Raw genomic sequence first — 22,690 nt, 5'->3', positions numbered from 1 at the left:
TCGGTGTCCGACAGAAGTGTGTCGGACACCGAGCTGTTGTCCGCGCGACTGGTCCCGCTGCGGCGGCCGGGGCAGTGGGTCTCGGCCGCGGTGGTGATCGTGTTGCTGGCCATGGTGGTGCACACGCTGCTCACCAACCCGCGCTTCCAGTGGCCCATCGTGTGGAGTTACTTCACCACCGGGCCGGTGCTGCGTGGCCTGTTGTTGACACTGTGGCTGACCGCGGCGGTGATGGTCTGCGGCTACCTCCTCGGCGTCGTGCTGGCGGTGATGCGGCTGTCCCGCAATCCCGTGCTGCGGTCGGTGAGTTTCGGCTACGTGTGGCTCGTGCGGTCCGTGCCGCCGCTGGTTCAGCTGCTGTTCTGGTACGAGCTGGCGTCGCTGTATCCGCAGCTCTCGCTGGGCATCCCGTTCGGGCCCGCCTTCATCACGGTGCAGACGGCGCACCTGTTCACCGGCTTGCTGGCGGCGTTCGTCGGCCTGACCCTGGACGTGGCCGCCTTCTCATCGGAGATCGTCCGGGGCGGCATCCTGTCGGTTGAGGCGGGCCAGGTCGAGGCGGCGCAGGCGCTGGGACTGGGGCCGTGGCGGATATTCCGGCGAATCGTGCTGCCGCAGGCGATGCCGGCGATCGTGCCGGCCTCCGGCAACATGCTGATCGGCATGCTCAAGGCCACCTCGATCGTGAGCGTGATCGCCGTGCAGGACCTGCTGTACTCGGTGCAGCTGATCTACAACCAGAACTTCCTGATCATCCCGCTGCTGCTGGTGGCGACGATCTGGTACATCCTGCTCACCACGGTGTTGTCGGTGGGGCAGTACTACGTGGAGCGGCACTACGCGCGCGGCAGCCGCCGGGGCGATCCCCGTGGCCTGTGGGCGATCACGCGGGCGAACATCCCGCTGTTCCGGAACCTGGCGGGTGTGTCATGAGTCCGTTGGTGCGAATCCGGGGGCTGCGCAAGAGTTTCGGCGCCAACGTCGTGTTGGACGGCGTCGACCTGGACGTCCGCGAGGGCGAGGTGGCCGTGCTGCTCGGGCCGTCCGGAGCCGGCAAGAGCACGCTGCTGCGGTGCGTCAACCATCTGGAGAAGCCGGACGCAGGGTTCGTTGAGGTCGGCGGCGACGTGATCGGCTACCGGTACGCCCGCCGGCGGCTGCACGAGCTGCGGGCCCGGGCGATCACCCGGCAGCGGGCCCGGATCGGCATGGTGTTCCAGCAGTTCAACCTGTTCCCGCACCTGACGGTGGTGGAGAACATCGTCGAGGGCCCGGTCGCCACCGGGCGTCTGTCCAAAAAGGATGCCGACCGCACGGCCCGGGAGCTGGTGGAGCGGGTCGGTCTCGGCGGCCGGGAGCACGCCTACCCGCGGCAGCTGTCCGGCGGCCAGCAGCAGCGGGTGGCCATCGCACGGGCGTTGGCGATGCAGCCGAGGCTGATGCTCTTCGACGAGCCGACGAGCGCACTGGACCCCGAACTGGTCGGCGAAGTGCTCGCCGTCATGAAGGACCTGGCCGCCAGCGGCATGACGATGCTGGTGGTGACCCACGAGATCGGCTTCGCCAGCGAGGTCGCCGACACGGTGGTGTTCCTGGACGGCGGCCGGATCGTCGAGTCCGGCCCGCCGGCCGAGGTGTTGGCCAACCCTCGCCACGACCGGGCGCGTGCGTTCCTGTCGGCGGTGCTGTGAGAACTGAAAGGACTTTCTCCGTGTTCAGATCAGGGGTTCTGGCCCTGTCGTTGGCCGTCGCGGCGCTCGCGCTGACCGCGTGCGGCGACGCCACCGCCGCCGACCCGGCCTCGCCGACCACAAAGGTGGCGTATCCGACGCAGGACGTCGTTTCGGCCGTCCAAACCGATCCCACGCTGCGGGCCGAACTTCCGGCGTCGACGACGTCGCTCACACTGGGCACCACCCTGTCGCCGGGCACCTCCGGGCTGCCGCATTCCGGTCAGGTGGACGGCAAGTACGTCGGCCTCGATGTCGATCTGCGTGACGCCGTGGCCAAGGTGCTCGGCGTCACCTGGACCGTGCAGAACGGCACCTTCGAGACCATCATTCCCGGTGTGCAGAGCGGGAAGTACGACGTCGGCCAGGACAACTTCGGCGTCACCGCCGCGCGGGAGAAGGTGGTGGACTTCGCCACCTACCTCAGCGACGGGCAGTCCTTCCTCGGCCCCGCCGACCGCGGGCCGAGCAGCGTCAAGACGCTCGACGACCTGTGCGGGCTGACCGTGGCCACCAGCCCGGGCTCGACGTTCCAGCAGATTCTCACCAGCGGCGCCGACAAGTGCGCCGCCGCCGGCAAGAAGCCCTACACCGTGCAGCTGTTCTCCGATTCCGCGCCGATCTGGCTGGGGTTGGCCAACGGCAAGGTCGATGTCTACTTCGGACCGACGCTGAGCCTCAAGTACGACGAGACCCACGTGCCCAACACCAAGTTCCTCGGCCAGTTCAGCGCCACGCCGGTCGGCTTCGTGACGGCCAAGGGCTCGCCGGTGGCCAAGGCGGTCAGCGACGCGGTCAACAAGCTGATCAAGGACGGCGACTACGGCAAGATCCTCGCCAAGTGGGGCGTGGAGAGCACCGGCATCCAACAGTCCGCGGTCAACCCCGCGCCCACGCTCTGACCGGTCAGCTCTCGGCCGTGCGCAAACGGTCCCGGGTCAGCTGGTCTCTGGTACGAGACAGGGCGCTGGCCATCGTCCGGGTTGGCGGTCAGGCCGGCAGCAGGCCGCTGCGGCGGGCCAGTGCGCGGCCGCGTTCGCCGGCCTCCCGCATCAGCCCGGCGACATGCAGCTCGGTGGCGCGGGTGAACAAACCGTTCTCCAGCAACAACTCGCCGTCCACCATGACGTGCCGGGCATCGGTGCCGCGCGCGGCGTGCACGAACGTCGACAGCGCCCGGTGCACCGGCCCGGCGTGCAGGGTGTCCAGGTCGAAGACGGCGATGTCGGCTGCCTTGCCGACCTCCAGCGTGCCGATCCGGTCGGCCGCGCCGACGGCCCGGGCCCCGTCCTCGGTGCCCATCGTGAGCAGCCGTTCCAGGTCGATGGACGCGGGCACGTGGTGCAGCTGGTTCTGCATCAGGCGGGTCCACTTCAGCTGCTCGACCATGTCGTTGGTCAGATCGACCATCGGGCCGTCGGTGCCGATGGCCACCCGGATTCCGTTGTCCAGCATGCGTTTCACCGGCGTGATGCCGCCGCCCCGGGCAGCCTCGGAGCTGGGCGTGTGCGCGACCGTGGCGCCGGCGGCGGCGATCAGGTCGAGGTCGTTGTCCCTCGGGTTGATCGTGTGGGCCAGGATCCAGCGGTGGTCGAGCACGCCGAGTCGGTGCAGGAACTGGGGATCGGTGCGGCCGGTCTCCAGCACGAACCGGAGATAGCCGCTGTCGCGGGACATCGTGCCGCCAGCGATGTGCGAGGTGACGAAGGTGTCCTGCTCCACCGCGAGCGCGTGGCCGCCGAGCACCATCTCCTCGGTGCAGGTGCCCATCGCCACCCAGTGCGCGGTGGCCTCCAGCACGAAACCGACCCGGATCCGACCGTTGGCCGCGCCGTCCCACGTCTCGGAGGCCTCGCGGGCACTCTCGTAGCGGGTGGCGTGATCAGCGGGCCGGATGGCCTTGGCGAAGAATTGGCGGACCCCGACGTCGGCCACCGGCGCGAGGATCGCTCGGTCCTCGGCCGCGCTGGTCTCCGTGACCAGGTGGTTGACCGAGCTCGTGGTGCCGCCGCGCAGCATGTCCAGCGCGGCCAGCTCGCTGGCCACCCGCAGGTCGTCCACGGTCAGCCGGGTCTTGAGCGGGAACAGGCAGTCGGTGATCCACTGCTCCAGCAGCAGGTTGCCGCCCAAGCCCTTGCCGTACAGGTACCAGTCGTGCTGGTGGGTGTTGACCAGGCCGGGGATGACGATGCCGCCGGCGGTGTCGACGACCTTGTCGACCGGCTCGGCCGCCAACGAGCCGGCCGGGCCGAGGGCGGCGATGTCCGTGCCGTCGACCAGCACGTCCCCACCCGCCGCCAGCTCGGGCCGCCCCTTCGCGACGACACTTCCGCCGGTGAACAGCGTCCTCATTGCTTGTTCCTTCCTGTCTGGGTGCCGGCCCAGGGTGAAGTAGGTGGCGAGCAGACCGCCCTGCGACAGCGAAAAGCCCGTGTTTCAGCCGTGCGTCACCCCCGTCCAAGATCAAGGGACCTTCGCTGACGTTCAACGTCATGAAGGACCCCTTCACCACGATCAACGTCAGTAAAGGGCCCTTCATGACGAAAAGGGAGCGCCAGCGCTCCGGCCGGTGAAACACGACCTGGGCCCCAGGCCGTGGCGGAGCGGCGGAGAGGGAGGGTTGTGCTCATGAGCGCCTCCTCGGAGCAAGGTCCGAATGCGGGCGATTGCACACGCTAAATCCCTGGCAGGAGCCAGGTCAACGCTCAATCGTGTGGTGATTTTGACACCTGAGATGCAATCGATTGCAGAATCGAGGATGGGCGTCCCTTGGTTGGTGAGCGGCCAGCGGCGGGCGGCCCCGCCGTGGCTGGCGGCCGCCCCGGGTCCTGCTGTCAGGGTATCTTACAGTCACGCCTGTGTATAGTCACTAAAAATGACTAACTGGCGAGGTGCGAGAAGTCGTTGGCCGCGAACAAGTTCACCGGGTGGCCGGCCGTGACCCCGGTTCGATCCGGCGAGTGGCGCAGCTGGTCGGTCAGATCACCGACCGTCCGGGTGTGCTCCGGGTCGACTCCGGCGCCGAGCCCCTACGTGGCACCGCCGAGCAGTGGGCCCAACTGCTGGACCCGGCTGGCCACCGAGCAGCCGTTCACGGACTTTGTGTTCTGGCCCGAGGAGGCGACTGTGCAGCAGATCACGGCGTTCGGGCGAGAAGTCGCGCCGATGGTGTCATAGCGCCGTCAGTCCAGACAGAACTCGTTGCCCTCGACGTCCTGCATGTTGATGCACGACTCGTTCTGGTCGTCAGACACCAGCACCTGCGTTTCGACGGCGCCGAGGGCGACCAGCCGTGCGGATTCGGCCTTGAGGGCGGCGAGGCGCTCCGCGCCCGCGAGCCCGACGCCGGCCCGGACGTCGATGTGCACCCGGTTCTTGGCGACCTTGCCTTCGGGCACGCGCTGGAAGTACAGCCACGGGCCCACGCCCGTGGGATCGGAGCAGGCGAACCACGAGCCCCGGCTCTCGGGCGGCAGCGTAAGGTTGAAATCAGCCCAGGACGAGAACCCCTCGGGTGGCGACGGGGCGACGTACCCCAGGACCTCGCACCAGAACCGAGCGACACGCTCAGGTTCGGCGCAGTCGAAGGTGATCTGGACCTGCTTGACCGAAGGCATTCGCCCACCCTACTGGCGGGTGGGCGGCGCCGCCTGCGATTTCACCGATCGTCGACCAACCCGCTGGCCATGACGTCGGCCACGGTCAGCGTGGTCGGGCCGGGGGCATGACGGTTGCGCAGGTCGATGACCGTGGCCAGGTCGGCGCTGGTCAGCCGGGCGTCCGGCACGAGCCCCTGCCGTGGATCGGCCAGCGTTTCGAGGTGGCGGGCGGCGGTCGCGCCGGTGAGGCCGAGGCGGCGCTCGACGGCGTCCAGGGTGATCTTGTCGTGTCGACCGGCGACGATGTCTCGCGCGGTGGTGGAGACGACGTCGAGCAAGGTTCGGAGGTGGTCGTCGATGCCGTCTCCGGTGGCGGCGAGCACCGTGCCGACGTAGGGGCCGATGGTGGTGACGGAGGCGACCCGCTGTGCGCCATGGTCCTCGGCCAGCAAGTCGTTGCCGGCGTTGAGGATGGTGCCGTCGATCGCCCCGTCGATCAGGGCCCGGGCCCGGCGCGGGGTCGCCCCCAGGGCCGCCACGCGGTAGTCCACGTCTCTGGTCAGCCCGGCGCGGGCGAGCAGTTCGTAGCTGATGAAGGCGAAACCGGAGCCCGGCACGTCGACCCCGAAAGTGCCGCCTCGCACGGTGTCTGGGCCCCGAGTGAACAGGGCCAGGCCCAGGCCTCGGTCAACGGCCCCGAGGATGCGGACGTCGCCGGTCCGGCCGAGCGGATTGGTCGGGACACAGCGATAGGCGAGCACGTTGTCCGGATTGGTGAAAACGGCGTCGAGCCGGCCGTCGAACAGGTCGGTGAACTGCTGCGCCGAGGTTCGGGCCGGCGTCTCGGCGACGTCCAGGCCGGCGGCCGCGAGGGCACCGGTGACCGTGGCCACCGCCAGCAGCACGGAGGGGCTGAACGTGCCGAGTCTGATCGTGTGCACCGGGCCGCCCTTCGCGATCGATGTTGTTCGTTCGCACGTGTGGATCCTGTTGCTATCACTTGACTTCACCGTAGCTGATGTGCAGTCTGGATGCAATCGATTGCAAATCGGAGGTGGGCGACATGGCTACGCCCAGCATCGGGTGGATCGGCGCGGGCCGGATGGGCGCCGAGCTGGTGAAGCGGTTGTTGGCCGCCGGGTATGACGTGGCGGTGTACAACCGGACGCGGGCCAAGGCCGAGGCGCTGGCCGGGCGGGGTGCGGCGGTGGTGGGGCGGCCGGTGGAGTTGGCCGGTCGGGACATCGTGTTCACGATGGTGGCCGCGTCGGCGGATCTGGAGCAGGTGACCTCGGGTGTGGACGGCCTGTTCACCGATCCGCAGGCCGCGCCGGGGGTGTTGGTCGACTCCTCGACGGTGTCGCAGGAGGCCTCGGCGGCGGTGCGGGTGGCGGCGGGCAAGCGGGGCACGGAGTTGTTGGCCGCGCCGGTCAGCGGGAATCCGAAGGTGGTGGCGGCGGGCAAGCTGACGTTGGCGGTGTCGGGTCCGCGGCCGGTGTTCGACGAGGTGGAGCCGGTGCTGCGGGTGTTGGGCCGGGGTGTGACCTATGTCGGGGAGGACGAGGTGGCGCGGTTGGTGAAGATCGCTCACAACGTGTTTCTGGGGGTGGTGATCCAGTCGTTGGCCGAGATCACGGTGTTGGCGGAGAAGGGTGGGGTGAGTCGGGCGGCGTTTCTGGAGTTCCTCAACGACTCGGTGCTGGGTTCGGTGTTCACCCGGTACAAGTCGCCGGCGTTGGTGAATCTGGATTTCACGCCGACGTTCACGATGCCGTTGCTGCGTAAGGACTTCGATTTGGGGTTGGCGGCGGCGCGGAGTTTGGAGGCGCCGATGCCGGTCGCGTCGGCGACCGCGCAGTTGGTGGCGTCGGCGGTCGGGGCGGGGCACACGGAGGAGGACTTCGCGACGCTGGTGCTGGAGCAGGCCCGCCGCGCCGGCCTGACGCTGGAGCCGGAGCACGCGGCGGTCGATGACGGGCTGACCCCCGATGAGTGAGCGGCCGATCCCCGCGCCGGGGCACGGTGCCGTCGACTTCGAGCAGCGGGTGGACTTCGACCGGCTGCGCCGCCACCGCCTGGCCCGGGCCAAGGAGTCCCTGGCCGGCAGCGAGTGCGGGGCGTTCCTGCTGTTCGACTTCTACAACATCCGCTACACCACACAGACCTGGATCGGCGGCGCGCTCGGCGACAAGATGACCCGGTACGCCCTGCTCACCCGGGACGGCGAGCCGATGCTGTGGGACTTCGGCTCCGCAGCGCGGCACCACCAGCTGTATTCGCCGTGGCTGGCACCCGAGAACTGCCGCGCCGGCATGCTGGGCCTGCGTGGGGCGATCGCGCCCGAGGCCGGCCTGATGCGCGAGGCCGTCACCCAGATCAAGGACCTGCTGACCCAGGCCGGCGTGGCCGACGCGCCGGTGGGCGTGGACATCGTGGAGCCGCCGTTCCTGTTCGAGATGCAGCGGCAGGGCCTAACGGTCGTCGACGCCCAGCAGTTGATGCTGGACGCCCGCGAGATCAAGTCGGTGGACGAGATCACCCTGCTGTCCCAGGCCGCCGCCATGGTCGACGGCGTGTACCAGGACATCGTGGAGGCCCTCAAGCCCGGCGTCCGGGAGAACGAGATCGTGGCGCTGGCCAACAAACGGCTCTATGAGATGGGGTCGGACCAGGTCGAGGCGATCAACGCGGTGTCGGGGGAGCGCTGCAACCCGCACCCGCACAACTTCTCCGACCGGCTCATCCGGCCGGGCGACCAGGCCTTCTTCGACATCATCCAGTCCTACAACGGGTATCGCACCTGCTACTACCGGACGTTCGGGGTGGGCAGCGCGACGGCGGCCCAACGCGACGCCTACCGGGTGGCGCGGGAGTGGATGGACGCGGCGATCGACGCGGTGCGGCCGGGCGTGGGCACCGATGACATCGCGCGGGTGTGGCCAGCGGCGACGGAGTTCGGGTTCGCCGATGAGATGGCGGCGTTCGGGTTGCAGTTCGGGCATGGACTGGGGTTGGGGCTGCACGAGCGGCCGATCATCTCGCGGCTGAACAGCATGAGCAATCCGGTGGAGATCAGGCCGGGCATGGTGTTCGCGCTGGAGACGTACTGCCCGGCCGCGGACGGCTTCTCGGCGGCGCGGATCGAGGAGGAGGTCGTGGTGACCGAGGACGGTGCGGCGGTGCTGACCAAGTTCCCGGCGCAGGACCTGTTCATCGCCAACCCCTACTGAGGAGAATTCCGTGAAGTATCCCGGAGAGCTGTTCATCGGCGGCGAGTGGCGCGCGGCGTCCGACGGCGCGCGGATCACGGTCCTCGATCCGGCGACCGAGCAGACCCTGGCCACGGCGGCGGACGGAACCGTCCAAGATGGACTGGCCGCCGTTGACGCGGCCGCCGCCGCGCTGCCGTCCTGGGCGGCGACCGCGCCCCGGGCCCGGTCCGACGTGCTCCGCCGAGCCTTCGAACTGATGCACGAGCGGGCCGACGAACTGGCGGCGCTGATCGTGCGGGAGAACGGCAAGGCGCTGCCGGACGCCAAGGGCGAGCTCACCTACGCCGCCGAGTTCTTCCGTTGGTACGCCGAGGAAGCCGTGCGCGTCGCCGGCACCGTGCAGACCGCGCCCGGCGGGGCGAACCGCATTGTCGTGCTGCGCCAGCCGATCGGTGTGAGCGTGCTGGTGACGCCGTGGAACTTCCCGGCGGCGATGGCCACTCGCAAGATCGGTCCGGCGCTGGCCGCCGGCTGCACCGTGATTCTCAAGCCGGCCAGTGAGACACCGCTGACCGCTCTGGCGATCGCCGCCATCCTGGACGAAGCCGGTGCGCCGGCGGGCACCGTGAACGTGGTGCCGTCCACCCGGTCCGGCGCGGTGGTGTCGGCGATGCTGGCCGATCCCCGCGTCCGCAAGCTGTCCTTCACCGGCTCCACCGAGGTCGGCCGAACCCTGTTGGCCACGGCCGCCCAGAGCGTTGTGAGCACTTCGATGGAACTGGGCGGCAACGCGCCGTTCCTCGTCTTCGACGACGCCGACATCGACGCCGCGATCGAGGGTGCGATGATCGCCAAGATGCGCAACGGCGGCCAGGCCTGCACCGCCGCCAACCGGTTCTTCGTCCAACGCGGCATCGCCGACGAGTTCGGCCGGCGACTGGCCGAGCGCATGGGCGCGCTGCGGGTTGGCCCCGGCGTCGATCCGGCGGTCGAGTTGGGACCGCTGGTGAACGCCGCCGCCGTGGACAAGGTCAGTGAGCTGGTCGAATCGACGGTCTCCGCCGGCGCGCGGACGCTGATCGGCGGCGAGCGGCCGGACGGCACCGGCTTCTATTACCCGGCAACGGTTCTCGCCGACGTGCCGATCGGCGCGGCCATCCTCGGCGAGGAGATCTTCGGCCCGGTGGCCCCGATCGTCACGTTCGAGGACGAGGCCGAGGCCGTGCGGTTGGCCAACGACACCGAACATGGCCTGGTGTCCTATGTGTACACCGGTGACCTGGCGCGGGGCCTGCGGGTGTCGGAAGCCTTGGAGTCCGGCATGGTCGGCCTCAACCGTGGTCTGGTGTCCGAGCCGGCCGCCATCCTGCCGTTCAACTGGCCGCCGTTGCACTTCACCAAGAAGTCCGCGCCCGCGCTCGCCGCCGGCAACACGGTGGTGGTCAAGCCGGGGGAGCAGGCGCCGCTGGCCGTGTTGCGCCTCGTCGAGATCGTCAACCAGGTGCTGCCGCCCGGCGTGGTCAACGCCGTCGCCGGGCTGCCGGCCGGGCCGGCACTGTCCGGGCATCCCGTGGTCGAGCGGATCACGTTCACCGGGGCGACCGTCACCGGCCAGCACGTGCTGCGGTCCGCGGCCGAGAACCTCACCTACGCCACGCTCGAACTCGGCGGCAAGAACGCCCTGCTGGTCCTGGACGACGCCGACATGCGGACGGCTGTCGACATCTCCATCGAGGGCATGTTCTACAACCAGGGCGAGGCCTGCACGTCGACCTCGCGCATCCTCGTGCACCGCTCGCGCTACGACGAGTTCGTCGAACGGTTCGTCGCCGCCGCTGCTCGGCTCACCGTCGGCGACGGGCTGGACGCCGCCACCGACATCGGGGCGATGGCCGACGCCAGGCAGCAGCGGAAGGTGCTCGGCTACATCGACACCGCCGTCGCCGAAGGCGCGAAGATCGCCTTCCAGGGTCAGGCCCCCACCGACCCGCGCCTTCGCGACGGCTTCTGGGTTCCGCCCACCGTGCTCGTCGGCGTCGAGCCGCACCACACCGTCGCCCAGGAGGAGATCTTCGGGCCCGTCGCCTCGCTGCTCGTGTTCGACACCGACGACGAGGCCGTGGCCATCGCCAACGGCACCAGCTACGGCCTGACCGCCGCCGTCATCACCGAGGACCACTTCCGCGCCAGCCGCCTCGCCTCGCGCCTGGCGGCCGGCATGATCTTCGTCAACAACTACCTGCGCCGCTCCTTCCTCGGCTCCCCCTTCGGCGGCGTCAAGGGCAGCGGCTTCGGCCGCGAGAACTGGTCCGAGACCCTGCACGAGTTCGTGCGGGCCAAGAACGTCCGCTTCCCCTCCGGCCGCGCCCCCGTCCCGGTCTGGCCGCCCGTGGACTGAGTGATCCCATGTCCAAATGTCTGACATTCGGTCTATGCTGGTGGCCATGAGGGGCGAGAACCTGGCAGTGCCGCGGCGGACGGCGAGCTTGTCGGCGCAGCTGGTGGACAGTCTGCGGGCGCACATCGCGGGCGGGGCGTGGCCGGTGGGCACCCGGATACCGCCGGAGCACACCCTGGTCGAGCAGCTCGGGGTGGGCCGCACGACGCTGCGGGAGGCGCTGGGGGCGCTGGTGCACCTCGGTCTGCTGGAGGCCAGGGTCGGCGACGGCACCTACGTGCGGGCCACCGACGAGCTCCAATCCGTCCTCGAACGCCGCGCCGGCGCCGCCCGTCGGGCCGAAGTGCACGAACTACGGGCGGTGCTGGAGGAGTACGCCTCCGGGGCGGCGGCGTCCCGCCGTACCGAGAAGGACCTGGCCGAGCTGCGCCAACTGCTGGCCGAGGCGGATGACGCGCACCGCAGCGGGGACATGGCCCAGGTCGCCGACGTCGACGGGCGATTCCACCGCGCGGTGGTGCACGCCAGCGGCAATGCGCTGCTGACCGAAGTCTACGAGTACCTGGGCAATGCCCTGACCACCGCGCTTGACGGCCAGACGATGACCGAGGAGACCGTCGCCGGCCACACACGGCTGCACGGCAGGTTGGTCGCGGCGATCGAAGCCGGTGATGCGGCCAGAGCCCGCCGCGCCGCCGCCGCGATCGTCCATTTCACACAGGACAACGACCGGTGAGCGCGGCAACTGCCCGGGCGGGCACGGCCGTCGGCTTAGTCATCGGGGTCGTGTTGGTGGCGGCCAACCTGCGGGTCACGTTGACCGGGGTCGGCTCGCTGCTGCCGGAAATCGAGCGCGGCAGCGGCCTGTCCCCGGCCTGGGGCGGCTTGCTCACCACGTTGCCATTGCTGACGTTCGCGGCCACCTCGCCGTTGGTCGGCCGCGTGTCGCACCGGTTCGCTCCGGCCCGGCTGCTGGTGATCACCCTGATCACGCTGGCCGTCGGCACGATCATCCGGTCGCTGCCCTCAGTGGTGTGCCTGTTCGCCGGCACGGTCGTGCTGTCGGCGGCCATCGCGTTCGGGAACGTGTTGCTGCCGGCGATCATCCGGCGTGGCGTGTCGCCGCAGCGCATCTCGACGGTCAGTGCGCTGTATGTCACGGTGATGGGGCTGACCGCCGCGATCTCGTCGGGTGTTTCCGTTCCGCTTGCCCGTGTCCTGCCGGGCGAATGGCGCGGGGCGCTCGCGTGGGGAATCGTCCTCGTCTTCGTCGCGCTCGCGGTGTGGCTGCCGCGAACGCGGGGCGATCGGCCGATGGGGGAGTCGGGCGTCGCCCGCAGCCGGATGCCGCTGCGGTCCGGCTTGGCCTGGCTGGTCAGCTTCTACATGGGCTTGCAGTCGCTCGCGTTCTACAGCGTGATCGCGTGGCTGCCGAGCATTCTCGCCGAGCACGGCGCCAGCGCTGCGGCGGCCGGCTGGATGCTGTTCTACTACCAACTGGTCGGGATCGTGGCCAGCGGTGTCGTGCCGCTGCTGACCCGTGGCCGGCACGACCAGCGCTACATCGCGGCGGCTGTGTCGCTGATGAACGGTGCCGGCTTCGTGCTGCTGCTCGTCTGGCCCGGTCTGTCCATTGTGGCCTGTACGTTGCTCGGGCTCGGCGGCGGCGCGTGTCTGGTGCTGGCGTTGACGTTCCAGAGCCAGCGTGCCGGCAGCGCGGGCGGCGCCGCGGCACTGGCCGGCATGGCCCAGTCCGTCGGATACCTGGTCGCCGCCGCGGGTCCGGTGCTGCTCGGCGTGCTCCGGGAGAGCACTCACCGGTGGACCGTCCCGCTCGCCGTGCTCGCGACGCTGAGCCTGGTCATGACCATGGCCGGCTACGGCGCCGGTCGGGACCGCCACGTCGTCGAGCCGGCGCGCGATCACGTGTGCGTGGCAGACTCCGGCCGTGACATCTGAGGCCGCCTCCGCGGGAACAAGGTGCTGCGCCGGGCAGTCGAGGCAGGCGTCAATCACATCGACACGGCCGCCTTCTACTTCTCCTCGCTGCGGTCGGCGAACGAGCTGATCGACTCGGCTCGACGTGATTCACCGGGAACTATCAATCGGATAGTATCCGGGGCATGGAACGTAGCGTCTACTCCGCGGCTTGCCCGACGCGTGAGGTGCTGGACCGAGTGGCGGACAAGTGGACGAGCCTGATCATCGGCGTGCTGGCGCAGCGGCCGCACCGCTACGGGCAGATCGCGCGGGCGACGGAAGGCGTCAGTCCGCGGGTGTTGTCGCGGACCCTGCGGGACCTGGAGCGTGACGGCCTCGTGCTGCGCACGCTGCTCACCGTCACGCCGCCGGCGGTGGAGTACGAGCTGACCCCGCTGGGGCGGACTCTGGACCAGGTCATCGCGCCGCTGCGGGACTGGGCGGAGCAGAACGTGGACCAGATCTACGCCGCCCGCCGCACCTTCGACGACGAGCTGGAGGGGGCGGACCGCACGCCGTGGCAGCGCGGCCGCCCGCTCCCCGAGCTCTCGTAGCCGGTCAGTACGCGACGTGCAGGCGGGCGCGGCGGTGCGCCGGGCGCTCGATCTCGTCGGCGAAGGCCTTGGCCAGGTCGCCGGCGGACAGCCGGGAGTTGCCCTCCGCGTCGGTCAGCAGCACGTCGCCGCCGATGCGGAAGGTGCCGGTCGTCTCGCCCGGCGCGTACGAGCCGTAGCCGGCGGCCGGGCTGACGTAGAACCAGTCGACGCTCTCGTCGGTCTGGCGCAGGGCGTCGAGCACCGCCTTGTGGGCCAGTGCCTCGCCCTTGAACTGGTCCGGGAAGTCCGGGCCCTCCACCAGCAGCGGGCCGCCCTCGGCCACGTGCAGACTGCCCGCGCCGCCCATGAAGCCGATCCGGGCGCCGCTGGTCGCCTCCAGCAGGCCGGGCAGGTACTCCCGCATCTCCTTGGCACCCGCGCTGGCGTGCACCGCGACGACCACCACGTCCGCGCCCTTGGCCAGGTCGGCCACCTCCGCCGCGTCCTCCACCGAACCGCGCACCAGCCGCACGCCGTCCTTGGTCACGTCGGGTTCGGCTGTGCGGCTCACGCCCGTCACCTGGTGCCCCCGTCGGGCGAGCTCGGCGGCGATGGCCTCTCCCGAGTACCCAGTCGCGCCGAATACGACAACCGTAGCCATGACTTGCATTCCCTTCAGACGCTGTTCACCGGGCCGCTCGGCCCGGTAACAGCATCTCCCGGAAACTATCCGATGAATAGTAGGGACTTCGGTGTCCCTAGTGGCCGGGGCAGGATGGGGGCATGACGAAGATCGAAGTCCGGCCGGCCCGTCCCGCCGAGTTCGAGGCTGTCGCCGGGTTGCGCTGGCACTGGGTAGCTGAGCGCTACGGCCTGCCCGATGCCGGCCGTGAGGCGTTCATACGGGAGTTCGCCGTGTGGGCACGGGAGAACACGGCCACGCACCGGTGCATGGTCCTGGTGCGCGAGGAGCAAGTGATCGGCATGGCGTTCCTCGCCATCGCCCCGCGCGTGCCGTCGCCGCGGGCGTTCACGCGGGCCTCCGGTGACGTGCAGTGTGTCTACGTGGTGCCAGAAGCCCGCGACCAAGGCCTCGGTGGCCAGCTGATCGACGCGGTTCTGGGCCTGGCCAAGGAACTCGGGCTGGAGCGGGTCACCGTGCACTCCTCGGAGCGTGCGGTGACTGCGTACGAACGGCACGGGTTCGCCGTGTCGCCTTGCCTGTTGCAGGCCGAGGTGGTGCCGGTTCAGTCGGCGGCCGGCCAGGGTTCGGCGGTGGTGCCGCCGGGAACGAGGCCGTAGCGTCGAAGGCTGTCGGCTTCCTCGGCTTGGTCGGACTGGCGGAGCAGGTGGGTGAGCCGTTCCAGGCCGCTCGGGTTGCCAGCCTCGACAACCCTGCGGTACCAACGGATAGCCTCCTCCGGGCGGCCACTGCGTTCCGACAGTTCGGCGGTCAGGCGCAGTGCGGTGGTGTCGCCGGCGTCGACCCGGCCGCGTAGCCACGCGAGGATCTGGTCAGTCTGGCCGTTGCGCTCGGCCAGCAGCGCGGCCCGGATCAGGGCGTGTGTGTCGCCCTCCTCAGCGAGGCGACGGTAAAGGGCGATGGCGTCATCGACACGGCCGGCGTTCTCGAAATGTGTGGCGATGTCGAGTCGCCGGTCCTTGGCCTCGCCTCGGCAGGGACCATGCAGCCACTCAAGTGCCTCGTTGAGCCGGCGATCGTCGATGAGTACGTCGACGACGCGGTCAAAGGCGACCTGGGCACCCGCCCGGGCGAGTGGGGTGAGCAGCGCGATCGCCTCGTCGAGCCGGCGGTCCCCGATCATCAGGTCGATCAGCCGGTCGCGGGAGATCTGGTCGCCGGCCTCGGCGAGTGGGGTGAGCAGGGCGATCGCCTTGCCCTGCTGATCGCCGTCAGCCAGCACTACGGCGAAGGTCCGGCGAACGGCGGCGTCTCCGGCGTCGATCCGCTGCTCGATCCACGCCTTGATCTCGGCCTGCCGATCGTGGCGGAAGGCGAACTCCAGCAAGCCGTCCATGGCCGCGTCGCTGCCGGCGGCGATCGCACTCTGGTAGCCGGCGATCGCCTCGGTGATCCGGTCAGCGGCGAGAAGCAGTTCGACGTGGGGTAGCCGGCTGTCCGGATCGGCATCGGTGACGCACCCGGCCAGCCAGTCGAGTGCTGCGTCGGTGCGGCCGATCTGGTGCATCAGTTGGGCGGCTCGACGGTGCGGGGTGTAGTCGACGGCCGGTTCCTTCAGCCGGGTAGTGAACCGCCTGAAAGCCCTGGTGACGTACCACGTGGTGCGGGGCACTTCAGCCGCGCGTTGGTACCAGTCGATGGCTTCGTCCGCGCGGCCGACGTCGGCCAGCAGACCGGCGTAGGGCATCAGCGCTCCGTCCTCACCGCCGTCGATCATCCGGCGCAGCCATTCGATGCCCTGGACCCTGCGGTTCTGCTCTTGGAGCGCCTTCAGCGTCTCGAACACTGCCCGCTCAGTGATTTCGGTGACGGACGTTGCCCGGTCGTGCTGCACTTCCGCCGCTGGCTTGGCCAGTTCGACCGATTTCTGGAAGGCGTCGAACGCCTCGTCCGGTCGCCCTTCCGTGGCCAACCTGAGTGCTATGAGAACGTGCACGTTCAGAGCTGCATTAGCCTCGGATGTGGACGGGTCGGCATCTAGGTCGGGGTCCTCGTCGGTGGAAGCCGGTTCGATGACCACCCGGAGTTGGGACTCGGCGAGCACTCGGGCGAGGTTCGCGGCGACACGATTGCCTTCGTCAGCAAGGGATCGCAGCCAAATTGCCGCATCGTCGGAACGGCCGGCGCCGACCAGGTGCTGGGCATAGCGCCGCGTCGCCATGGCGTCACCGGCTTCGCCGGCCCGCTGGTACCAGTCCGCGGCGTCGTCGGTGAGGCCCGCTCGCTCGAAGGCCTGAGCCGCCAGCCTGGACGCGGCCGCATGACCATCCACGATCACTTGGTGCAGCCACATGTTGGCCTCGGGCGAACGTCCGTCGTTGAGCAGGACCTCGACGGCGAGCGGGATGCCGGGCTCGATGCCCGCCTCTGCGGCCCGCCGGCAGTACGGCTCGGCCTCCGGGAGACGTCCGCAACGGTGGAGTAGCAGTCCCCGCCGGAGGGCGGCGTCGTCGTCGCCGGCTCGACCGTAGAAGCGAAACGCCAACGAGTACAGGCCGCGTTGCTCGGCGGCCGCGCCGATGGCCATGGAGTCCTCGGCGGACGCTTCGGCCAGCAGCGTCTCCCACACCGCGGCCGGCGGCGGGATCGTCGCCCTGGTCCGGCGGCCGGTCTGTTCCAGGTAGTCGGCCAGCCGCAGCCGTCCCTGCGCGGGCACGTCCTGTCCGGGCTTGGGTCGAACCCGAACCAACGGCCTTGTTCCGCCTGGGCACGGGGTTTCCACGTACTGGAGACCGGCCGTCAGCCAGTCGTCGGGCAGTTGGTCCCACTGGGACTGGGTCAGATACGACGGGGCCGCGGCGGCCAGCAGGTCGACCGACAGGAACAAGCCGTGGCCCAGCCGTCGGGCGTCTATCGCCGCCGAGAGCAGGGCGCGCGCCGCGGGCGGGGCGTGCTGATACCGCTCCACCAGGGCCGGCGCGCCGGCCAGGTACTGGGTCACCTCGCCGTCCTGGGCGTGGTTGACGGCGAGGATCAGCCGCTCGTCCTTGGTCAGCCGGGCGGTTCGCATCTCGGCTTCGGTGAACATGTCCGGCACGGTGATGCTCATGCCGGTCAGCAGGGCGCGGGCCTGGGCATGCGGATCCTCCGCGCCGCCGGGCGGCACCTGGGCCAGCAGGTTCCAGTACTCGGGCCACAGCGTGCCCAGCACCAGCACCGGCCGGCGAGCCGGATCCCGCAGCAGCTCCCGCACCCCGGCCGCGACCCGTTCCCCGAGATCACTGCCCGGGGTGCGCAGGTAGTGATGGGTCTCGTTGAGCCACACCACCGTTGCGGGGGAAATACCCGCCAGGTCGGCCAGCACGGCCTCGGGCCGGCCCGGGTTGATCGGATGCCACAGCCGCCAGTCGACGGCCAGGGCTTGGATCGCCTCCCAACAGGCGCGGGTTTTCCCCGTCGACGAACCGCCGACCAGCACCGCCATCGCGCTGTGGCCGGCGGCCGCGGCGGCGACGACGCTGTCCAGGCGCTGATCGTGGGCGCGCTGGATGTAGGCGGGTAGCGCGGCAGGGGTCTCGGCCTCGCCGACGTTGGCCGCGCGATGGACTTCCAGGTCGTACGGGGAGCACTCGGACAGCGGCCGGCCGGGCGCGACCGGGGACGCTTCAGGAGGAGTCTGGTAGATCGATATCTGGCCGGCGGAGCCGACCTGCACCACGTTCGCGGCCGACCCCTGGACCGAGTTGTCGACGCGAGCGGCGTCCTCAGGATCTCGTTCGGCGGGCCCCTCCACCACCACGCGAGCATAGGCCAACCGGCCGCACTCCGGCGATCACTTGAGCTGGGTGAGGGCGGCGGTGGCGAAGGAGACGTAGTTGGCGACGACGCGGGGGCGGGGGATGTCGGGGTTGTGCAGCCACCAGCGGCCGAGTTGTTCGCCGGCGCCGGAGATGAAGTGGGCGTAGGCGGCGATGGCCTCGGGGGAGGCGGTGGGGGCGAAGCGGGCAGCGATGGCGGCGATGCGGTCGATGGTGCGGGCGCGGAGGGCATAGAGGTCTTCGGCGATGGGGCCGGTGAGCACGGTGGTGCCGCCGTAGACGAGGGACCAGCGCCGGGGGTCGCGTTCGACGATGGCGAAGAACGCGTCGGCGGCCTGCTCGATGGCGGCGGTGGCGGTGGGGGCGGTGCCGGCGGCGTCGATCAGGGCGGCCTCGAACTCGTCGCGGATGCGGCGCAGGCAGGCGAGGTAGATGCCGTCCTTGCCACCGAAGTGGTCGTACACGACAGGGCGGCTGACCTGGGCGGCCTGGCAGAGGTCCTCGATGGAGAACCCGGCGTAGCCGTTGTCCATGAACAGCTGTTCGGCCAGGTCGAGCAGCTGCTGTTCACGGACCGCGCGGGGGACGCGGCCGTGCTTGTACCCGGCGACCCGGCTCGCGGTGGTGGTTTTCGGAGTCATCGGTTGACGAGGTTACATCCCGTAGCCTACGGTCCGGCACTGACACGCCGTAACCTACAGCGTGTAAGGCTCCAGCGTGGGAGGCCCCTTGTCTACTGTCGTGTCGTTTTTCCGGCGTCGGGGCCTCGCGGTGGTGGCCGCGCTCGGCACGCTGCTGGCCACCTCCTCAGCGGTGGCCAGCGCGGCCGAGGAGCCGCTCAACTCCGAGTACGTGGCGTTGGGCGACTCGTTCGCCGCCGGCCCGCTGCTGCTGCCGCAGGACGGGTACCACCTGGACCCGTGCTTCCAGTCCAGTGTGGACTACGCCCACCTGGTGGCGAAGGCGTTGAACGCCAAGACCTTCCGTGACGTCACCTGTAGCAGCGCGACGACCGACAACATCCTGACCACGCCGCAGAAGCCGTACCTGCCGACCAGTCCCAGTGTTCCGCTCCAGATCGGTGCGGTGACGCCGTCCACCACGCTGGTGACGATCTCCATCGGCGCCAACGATCTCGGGCTGGCCACCCTTGCCCTGACCTGCCTGAACGTCCTGCCCGAACCGCACGGCACGTCGTGCAAGGACACCGAGACCGCCGGCGGTGTCGACCAGGGTGCGGAGGCGGTCGCCGCGGAGGCCCCGCGCCTGGCCAACGTGCTGGACGTGGTGCACCAGAAGGCCCCGCACGCCCGCATCCTGATCACCAGCTACGCCAACTACATCCAGCCCGGCGGCTGCTACCCGCTCCAGCCGGTGTGGGCGCGCGACGCCGACTACATCCAGGGCCTGGTCAACCAGTTGGGCCAGGTGACCAAAACCGTTGCCGCGCAGCACAACGCCGAATACGTCGACTTCATCGCGCCCGGCGTCGGCCACGACGGCTGCCACCTCACCCAGAACTGGGTCAACGTCGTCGTGCCCGGCACCACGCTGGGCATCGTGCCGCTGCACCCGACCTGGCTCGGCGAGCAGAACTTCGCCCGCATCGTCGAGGAACACCTCGCCGGCGCCAACTGATCCTGGGCGGTGCCCGGCCGACGCGCCGGGCACCGCCGTCGATCGTTACGCCCGCGGCAGCGGACGGGTGTGCTCGATCCGCACCGCCTGCAAGGTGTTCGGGTTGAGCCCCAACAGGGTGAGGATGGTGGGGGCGATCTGCGTCGTGGTCACGGGCGCGTCCACCGTCTGGTGGTCGCACACGCCAGCGCCGGAGACGACCAGGGCGACGTCGCGGTCGTCGGGAGCGGCCCCGCCGTGCTCGGCGATCTTCGACTTCTTGCCGGTGTAGACCACGCCGTACTGGGCGACGCCGACGAGATCAGGCACGCGAGGATCGCCGGCCGCGGTGTGGAAGTAGGACGGTCCCGTGTGGACGGACGCCAGGCCGGAAGCGGTGAACGGCTTGGCCGCGCCGGTGATGCCGTTGCCGGTGCCGTTCTGCGCCAGCAGGTAGCGCTGCGCGAAGTCGAACGCGCCGGCCGAGCGGTCGTTGAGCCACAACAACATCGCGTCGTCATCGGTGGAGTACGCCACCAGGTCGCCGCTGCCCGGATGCGCGGCCTTCCACGCTGCGTTCAGACCGTCCAGCAGGGGACCGTCGGCGATGCGGGTGAGCGCCGTGGGGTCGGTGGGCGACTGGCCGTGCTTGGCGGACAGGATGATCGTGGTGCGGTCGGTGAGGTGCTGCTTGGCCAGCTCGGCGGTCAGCGAGCCGATCTCACTGTTGACCGAGTCGAGGGCGCTGGACAGCAGCGGACCCGGCGTGCCGTCGGCGAGGTAGCCACCGGCCGGCAGCTTCTGCGCGGTGGACACGGTCTGGAAGTTCAGACCGAAGACCGCCGGCGTGCCGACGCGGGTCGCTCCACTGTGGTCGTAGCCGTCGATCTCGTTGCGCACGGCCAATACCTTGTAGTGGTCGTACTGCCGGGTGGCGTTGTTGTCGGTGGTCCAGTCGCCGGACCCGACGTTGCTGTTGATCTCCGGCGTGAACAGGTCCTGGATGCCGGTGCCGGACGGGCCGTTCAGGATCGCGTAGGCCGGGTGCTTGTCCGACCACGCGGTGCGCAGACCGGCGGCGCGGGCGACCTCGAAGACGGTGTTGACCTTGAGATACTGGTTGGGCTGCACCGGTTTGCACGTCGCCGGGTCCACCGGCAGCGCGGACGGCTGGATCAACGCCTGCGGCTGGCCGGTCATGCCGAGGATGGAGTTCGGCAGGCCGGCCAGCCCCTGCCCGGCGTCCAGCGCGGTCTTGTCCTTGTCCAGGTCCTCGGTCAGGTCGACCTCGGCCCCCGGCTTCGCGCCCGCGCAGGTGGTGGTGCCGGCCGGCAGCAGCGCGTGGTTGTACGTGGCGTCGTAGTAGATGCCGGTGGTGGCCGGGTCGCCGCCGGTGAGCTGGCCGACCATGCCTGGGAAGGAGTCGGACGGCACCGGGGTCTTCGCATGCGAGTAGTCGACACCGTCCCGCGTCAGCTTGGCCAACGCGGAATTCGGGTGTTGACGCACATACCAGGCCAGATCGGTGGCGTGCAGGCCGTCCACGGAGATCAGCAGCACGTGCCGGTCCCGGGGCGCCGCCGTCGCCGGCGCGACCGAGGCCGCGAGCAGGCTGACCGCCGCCGCGACCACCAAGGGCGTTCTGTGCATACGTCGCACTCCCATCGTCAACTACTACAGTGGCGTAGAAGTTCTAGACGACGATGGTGTCCCCGAGCTGAACGCGACGTGAACCGGCCCTGGCTGTCCTCAGCGCTGGACATCTCGCTTGGTGACGGCCAGATACCCGACGATGGCCACGATGAGGGCGGTCAGCACCAGGCTCACCGGTCCGCTGCCCAGACCCGCGCCGCCGACGTCGGTGGGCTTGCCCAGCCAGTCGGCCACCGAAGCGCCCAGCGGCCGGGTGACCACGTAGGCGAACCAGAAGCAGAAGATCGGGTTCCAGTGCCCCCAGCGGTAACCGGCGGCGGGGATGGCGATCACCACCGCGAACAGGGCGATCGACCCCGCGTAGCCCAGGTTCAGGGTGACGGCCGTCAGGTCGCCGGCGGCGGTGCCCAGCGCGAAGGTGGCCACCACGGCGGCCCAATAGAACATCTCGCGACGCCACGTGTCGATGGTGTGCACCGACAACGTGCGCTCCACCCGGAACCACACCACATACACCACAAGCAGGGCGATTCCGTACAGCGCGGTGGAAAGCACATAGGGCACGCCAAATCCCACATGCAGCACGTCGGCGGCCATCGTGCCGAACACACCCACCATCGCCACCGCGAACCAGTAGGCCCAGGCCCGGTAACGCCGCATCGCGAACTGCACCACCAGCGACGCCACGAAGGCGACGAAGCCCAACAGCACGGCGGGCACCGGCGCGAGCGTGTTCACCAGGTAGTCCGAAGAGGATTCGCCCAACGCGGTCGACAGCGCCTTGGCGATCCAGAAGAACGCGGTGAGCTCCGGCACGCGCAGGGCGCGGACCGATCTGCCGTGTGGCGCGAGGTCGCCCGACACGGTGGAATTCTGTGACATACCGTTCCTTTTCGACTGGTTCAGGCCTGACGCTGCCTGGAACGCCACAGTTCCAGGCCGATCGGGACGAGCGACACCACGACGATCAGCGCGATGACCGGCAGCAGGTACTGGTCGATGCCGGGGATGACGGCCCCGAGGGCGTAGCCGGCGAGGGTCACGCCGACCGTCCACAGCAGACCGCCGAGCACCTGCCACAGCGTGAACGTCCTGGTGGGCACGGAAAGGATGCCAGCCAGCGGGTTCAGCACGGTGCGGACGATCGGGATGAACCGGGCCAACACGATGGCCCGGCCGTGGCCGTAGCGCTGGAACAGCTCCTCCGCGCGCACGACTCCCTTGGCCAGGTGCGGATTGCGGCTGCGGGCCAACAGCGCTCGGCCGCCACGCCGGCCGATCTCGAAGCCGACCTGAGCCCCGGCCAGCGCGCCGACGACGGCGGCGAGCAACGACAGCGGTAGCGACAGGTGCCCGGTGGCGCACAGCACTCCGGCGGTGAACAGCAGCGAGTCGCCGGGCAGGAAGAACCCGACTAGCAGGCCGGTTTCGGCGAAGGTGACGATCAGAATGCCCAGCACGCCGAGGCTGCTCAGCCAGAACGAGGCGGACAGGAACTCCAGAC

General features: G+C 69.8%; 21 protein-coding genes and 1 pseudogene. 13 read left to right on the top strand and 9 right to left on the bottom strand.

What is annotated here, in order from left to right; all coding sequences use genetic code 11:
• Positions 1–3: 3 nt before the first annotated feature.
• From JJ691_RS17035 to JJ691_RS17025, 3 genes are read left to right on the top strand one after another with little or no spacing between them, the layout of a single operon-like run.
• Positions 4–933: an amino acid ABC transporter permease gene (locus JJ691_RS17035; RefSeq protein WP_249227986.1), complete on the top strand. Its 930-nt coding sequence runs from the start codon at positions 4–6 to the stop codon at positions 931–933.
• Positions 930–1,691: an amino acid ABC transporter ATP-binding protein gene (locus JJ691_RS17030; RefSeq protein WP_305874801.1), complete on the top strand. Its 762-nt coding sequence runs from the start codon at positions 930–932 to the stop codon at positions 1,689–1,691. Before JJ691_RS17035 ends, JJ691_RS17030 begins: the two co-directional genes overlap by 4 nt.
• 20 nt (positions 1,692–1,711) lie before the next feature.
• Positions 1,712–2,632 (top strand): ABC transporter substrate-binding protein, encoded by a 921-nt coding sequence (locus JJ691_RS17025; RefSeq protein ID WP_249227985.1) that lies wholly within the window; start codon positions 1,712–1,714, stop codon positions 2,630–2,632.
• Between the two features lie 88 nt (positions 2,633–2,720).
• On the opposite strand, the gene JJ691_RS17020 is transcribed toward JJ691_RS17025, so the two are convergent.
• Positions 2,721–4,082, bottom strand: coding sequence for an amidohydrolase family protein (locus tag JJ691_RS17020; protein WP_211769732.1), 1,362 nt, complete (start codon positions 4,080–4,082; stop codon positions 2,721–2,723).
• A gap of 585 nt (positions 4,083–4,667) precedes the next feature.
• On the opposite strand from JJ691_RS17020, the gene JJ691_RS17015 reads away from it, so the two are divergent.
• Entirely contained in the window at positions 4,668–4,907 is a 240-nt protein-coding gene (locus JJ691_RS17015; RefSeq protein ID WP_211769731.1) for a hypothetical protein, read from the top strand.
• A 5-nt stretch (positions 4,908–4,912) separates the two neighbouring features.
• Here the strand turns inward: JJ691_RS17015 and JJ691_RS17010 are convergent, their stop codons facing one another.
• Positions 4,913–5,347 (bottom strand): VOC family protein, encoded by a 435-nt coding sequence (locus JJ691_RS17010; RefSeq protein WP_211769730.1) that lies wholly within the window; start codon positions 5,345–5,347, stop codon positions 4,913–4,915.
• A gap of 41 nt (positions 5,348–5,388) precedes the next feature.
• Positions 5,389–6,270: an ABC transporter substrate-binding protein gene (locus tag JJ691_RS17005; protein WP_211769729.1), complete on the bottom strand. Its 882-nt coding sequence runs from the start codon at positions 6,268–6,270 to the stop codon at positions 5,389–5,391.
• A 77-nt stretch (positions 6,271–6,347) separates the two neighbouring features.
• On the opposite strand from JJ691_RS17005, the gene JJ691_RS17000 reads away from it, so the two are divergent.
• The 7 genes and pseudogenes from JJ691_RS17000 (at position 6,348) to JJ691_RS16970 (ending at position 13,473) form a co-directional block, all read left to right on the top strand.
• Positions 6,348–7,325 (top strand): NAD(P)-dependent oxidoreductase, encoded by a 978-nt coding sequence (locus JJ691_RS17000; protein WP_256449397.1) that lies wholly within the window; start codon positions 6,348–6,350, stop codon positions 7,323–7,325.
• Entirely contained in the window at positions 7,318–8,559 is a 1,242-nt protein-coding gene (locus JJ691_RS16995; RefSeq protein WP_211769727.1) for a M24 family metallopeptidase, read from the top strand. Before JJ691_RS17000 ends, JJ691_RS16995 begins: the two co-directional genes overlap by 8 nt.
• A 10-nt stretch (positions 8,560–8,569) precedes the next feature.
• A complete protein-coding gene (locus JJ691_RS53375) occupies positions 8,570–10,939 on the top strand; it encodes an aldehyde dehydrogenase family protein (protein ID WP_211769726.1) in 2,370 nt (789 codons plus the stop codon).
• A 46-nt stretch (positions 10,940–10,985) separates the two neighbouring features.
• The gene (locus JJ691_RS16985; protein WP_211769725.1) at positions 10,986–11,675 is read left to right on the top strand and encodes a FadR/GntR family transcriptional regulator; all 690 of its coding nucleotides are present in this window, start codon (positions 10,986–10,988) and stop codon (positions 11,673–11,675) included.
• Complete coding sequence (locus JJ691_RS16980; protein WP_211769724.1) at positions 11,672–12,898, top strand: MFS transporter; 1,227 nt, start codon at positions 11,672–11,674, stop codon at positions 12,896–12,898. Before JJ691_RS16985 ends, JJ691_RS16980 begins: the two co-directional genes overlap by 4 nt.
• A gap of 21 nt (positions 12,899–12,919) precedes the next feature.
• A pseudogene (locus tag JJ691_RS16975) lies at positions 12,920–13,033 on the top strand (aldo/keto reductase); the annotation flags it as partial.
• Between the two features lie 29 nt (positions 13,034–13,062).
• Positions 13,063–13,473, top strand: a complete 411-nt coding sequence (locus JJ691_RS16970) for a winged helix-turn-helix transcriptional regulator (RefSeq protein ID WP_211769723.1) — start codon at positions 13,063–13,065, stop codon at positions 13,471–13,473.
• 4 nt (positions 13,474–13,477) lie between these two features.
• Here JJ691_RS16970 and JJ691_RS16965 read toward each other — a convergent pair whose 3' ends face one another.
• A complete protein-coding gene (locus JJ691_RS16965) occupies positions 13,478–14,116 on the bottom strand; it encodes an NAD(P)-dependent oxidoreductase (protein ID WP_211769722.1) in 639 nt (212 codons plus the stop codon).
• A 122-nt stretch (positions 14,117–14,238) separates the two neighbouring features.
• On the opposite strand from JJ691_RS16965, the gene JJ691_RS16960 reads away from it, so the two are divergent.
• Entirely contained in the window at positions 14,239–14,757 is a 519-nt protein-coding gene (locus JJ691_RS16960) for a GNAT family N-acetyltransferase (RefSeq protein ID WP_211769721.1), read from the top strand.
• Here JJ691_RS16960 and JJ691_RS16955 read toward each other — a convergent pair.
• Positions 14,703–17,894 (bottom strand): tetratricopeptide repeat protein, encoded by a 3,192-nt coding sequence (locus tag JJ691_RS16955; protein ID WP_211769720.1) that lies wholly within the window; start codon positions 17,892–17,894, stop codon positions 14,703–14,705. The genes JJ691_RS16960 and JJ691_RS16955 overlap by 55 nt on opposite strands.
• A gap of 36 nt (positions 17,895–17,930) precedes the next feature.
• Positions 17,931–18,557: a TetR/AcrR family transcriptional regulator gene (locus tag JJ691_RS16950; protein WP_211769719.1), complete on the bottom strand. Its 627-nt coding sequence runs from the start codon at positions 18,555–18,557 to the stop codon at positions 17,931–17,933.
• A gap of 88 nt (positions 18,558–18,645) precedes the next feature.
• On the opposite strand from JJ691_RS16950, the gene JJ691_RS16945 reads away from it, so the two are divergent.
• On the top strand, positions 18,646–19,554 hold the full coding sequence (locus JJ691_RS16945) for an SGNH/GDSL hydrolase family protein (RefSeq protein ID WP_211769718.1): 909 nt from the start codon (positions 18,646–18,648) through the stop codon (positions 19,552–19,554).
• A gap of 45 nt (positions 19,555–19,599) precedes the next feature.
• Here the strand turns inward: JJ691_RS16945 and JJ691_RS16940 are convergent, their stop codons facing one another.
• The 3 genes from JJ691_RS16940 to JJ691_RS16930 form a co-directional block, all read right to left on the bottom strand.
• Positions 19,600–21,183 carry an alkaline phosphatase family protein gene (locus JJ691_RS16940; RefSeq protein WP_211769717.1) on the bottom strand — a complete coding sequence of 528 codons (1,584 nt, stop codon included), beginning with the start codon at positions 21,181–21,183 and terminating at the stop codon, positions 19,600–19,602.
• Between the two features lie 99 nt (positions 21,184–21,282).
• Entirely contained in the window at positions 21,283–22,068 is a 786-nt protein-coding gene (locus JJ691_RS16935; protein WP_211769716.1) for a COG4705 family protein, read from the bottom strand.
• Between the two features lie 20 nt (positions 22,069–22,088).
• Entirely contained in the window at positions 22,089–22,688 is a 600-nt protein-coding gene (locus JJ691_RS16930) for a DedA family protein (RefSeq protein ID WP_211771527.1), read from the bottom strand.
• Positions 22,689–22,690: the final 2 nt, after the last annotated feature.

Origin of the sequence: Kutzneria sp. CA-103260 (genome assembly GCF_018263855.1) — a bacterium.
Lineage (GTDB): Bacteria > Actinomycetota > Actinomycetes > Mycobacteriales > Pseudonocardiaceae > Kutzneria.
Note: the sequence above shows the minus strand (reverse complement) of the source record. Positions and strands in the feature narration are given on the sequence as shown.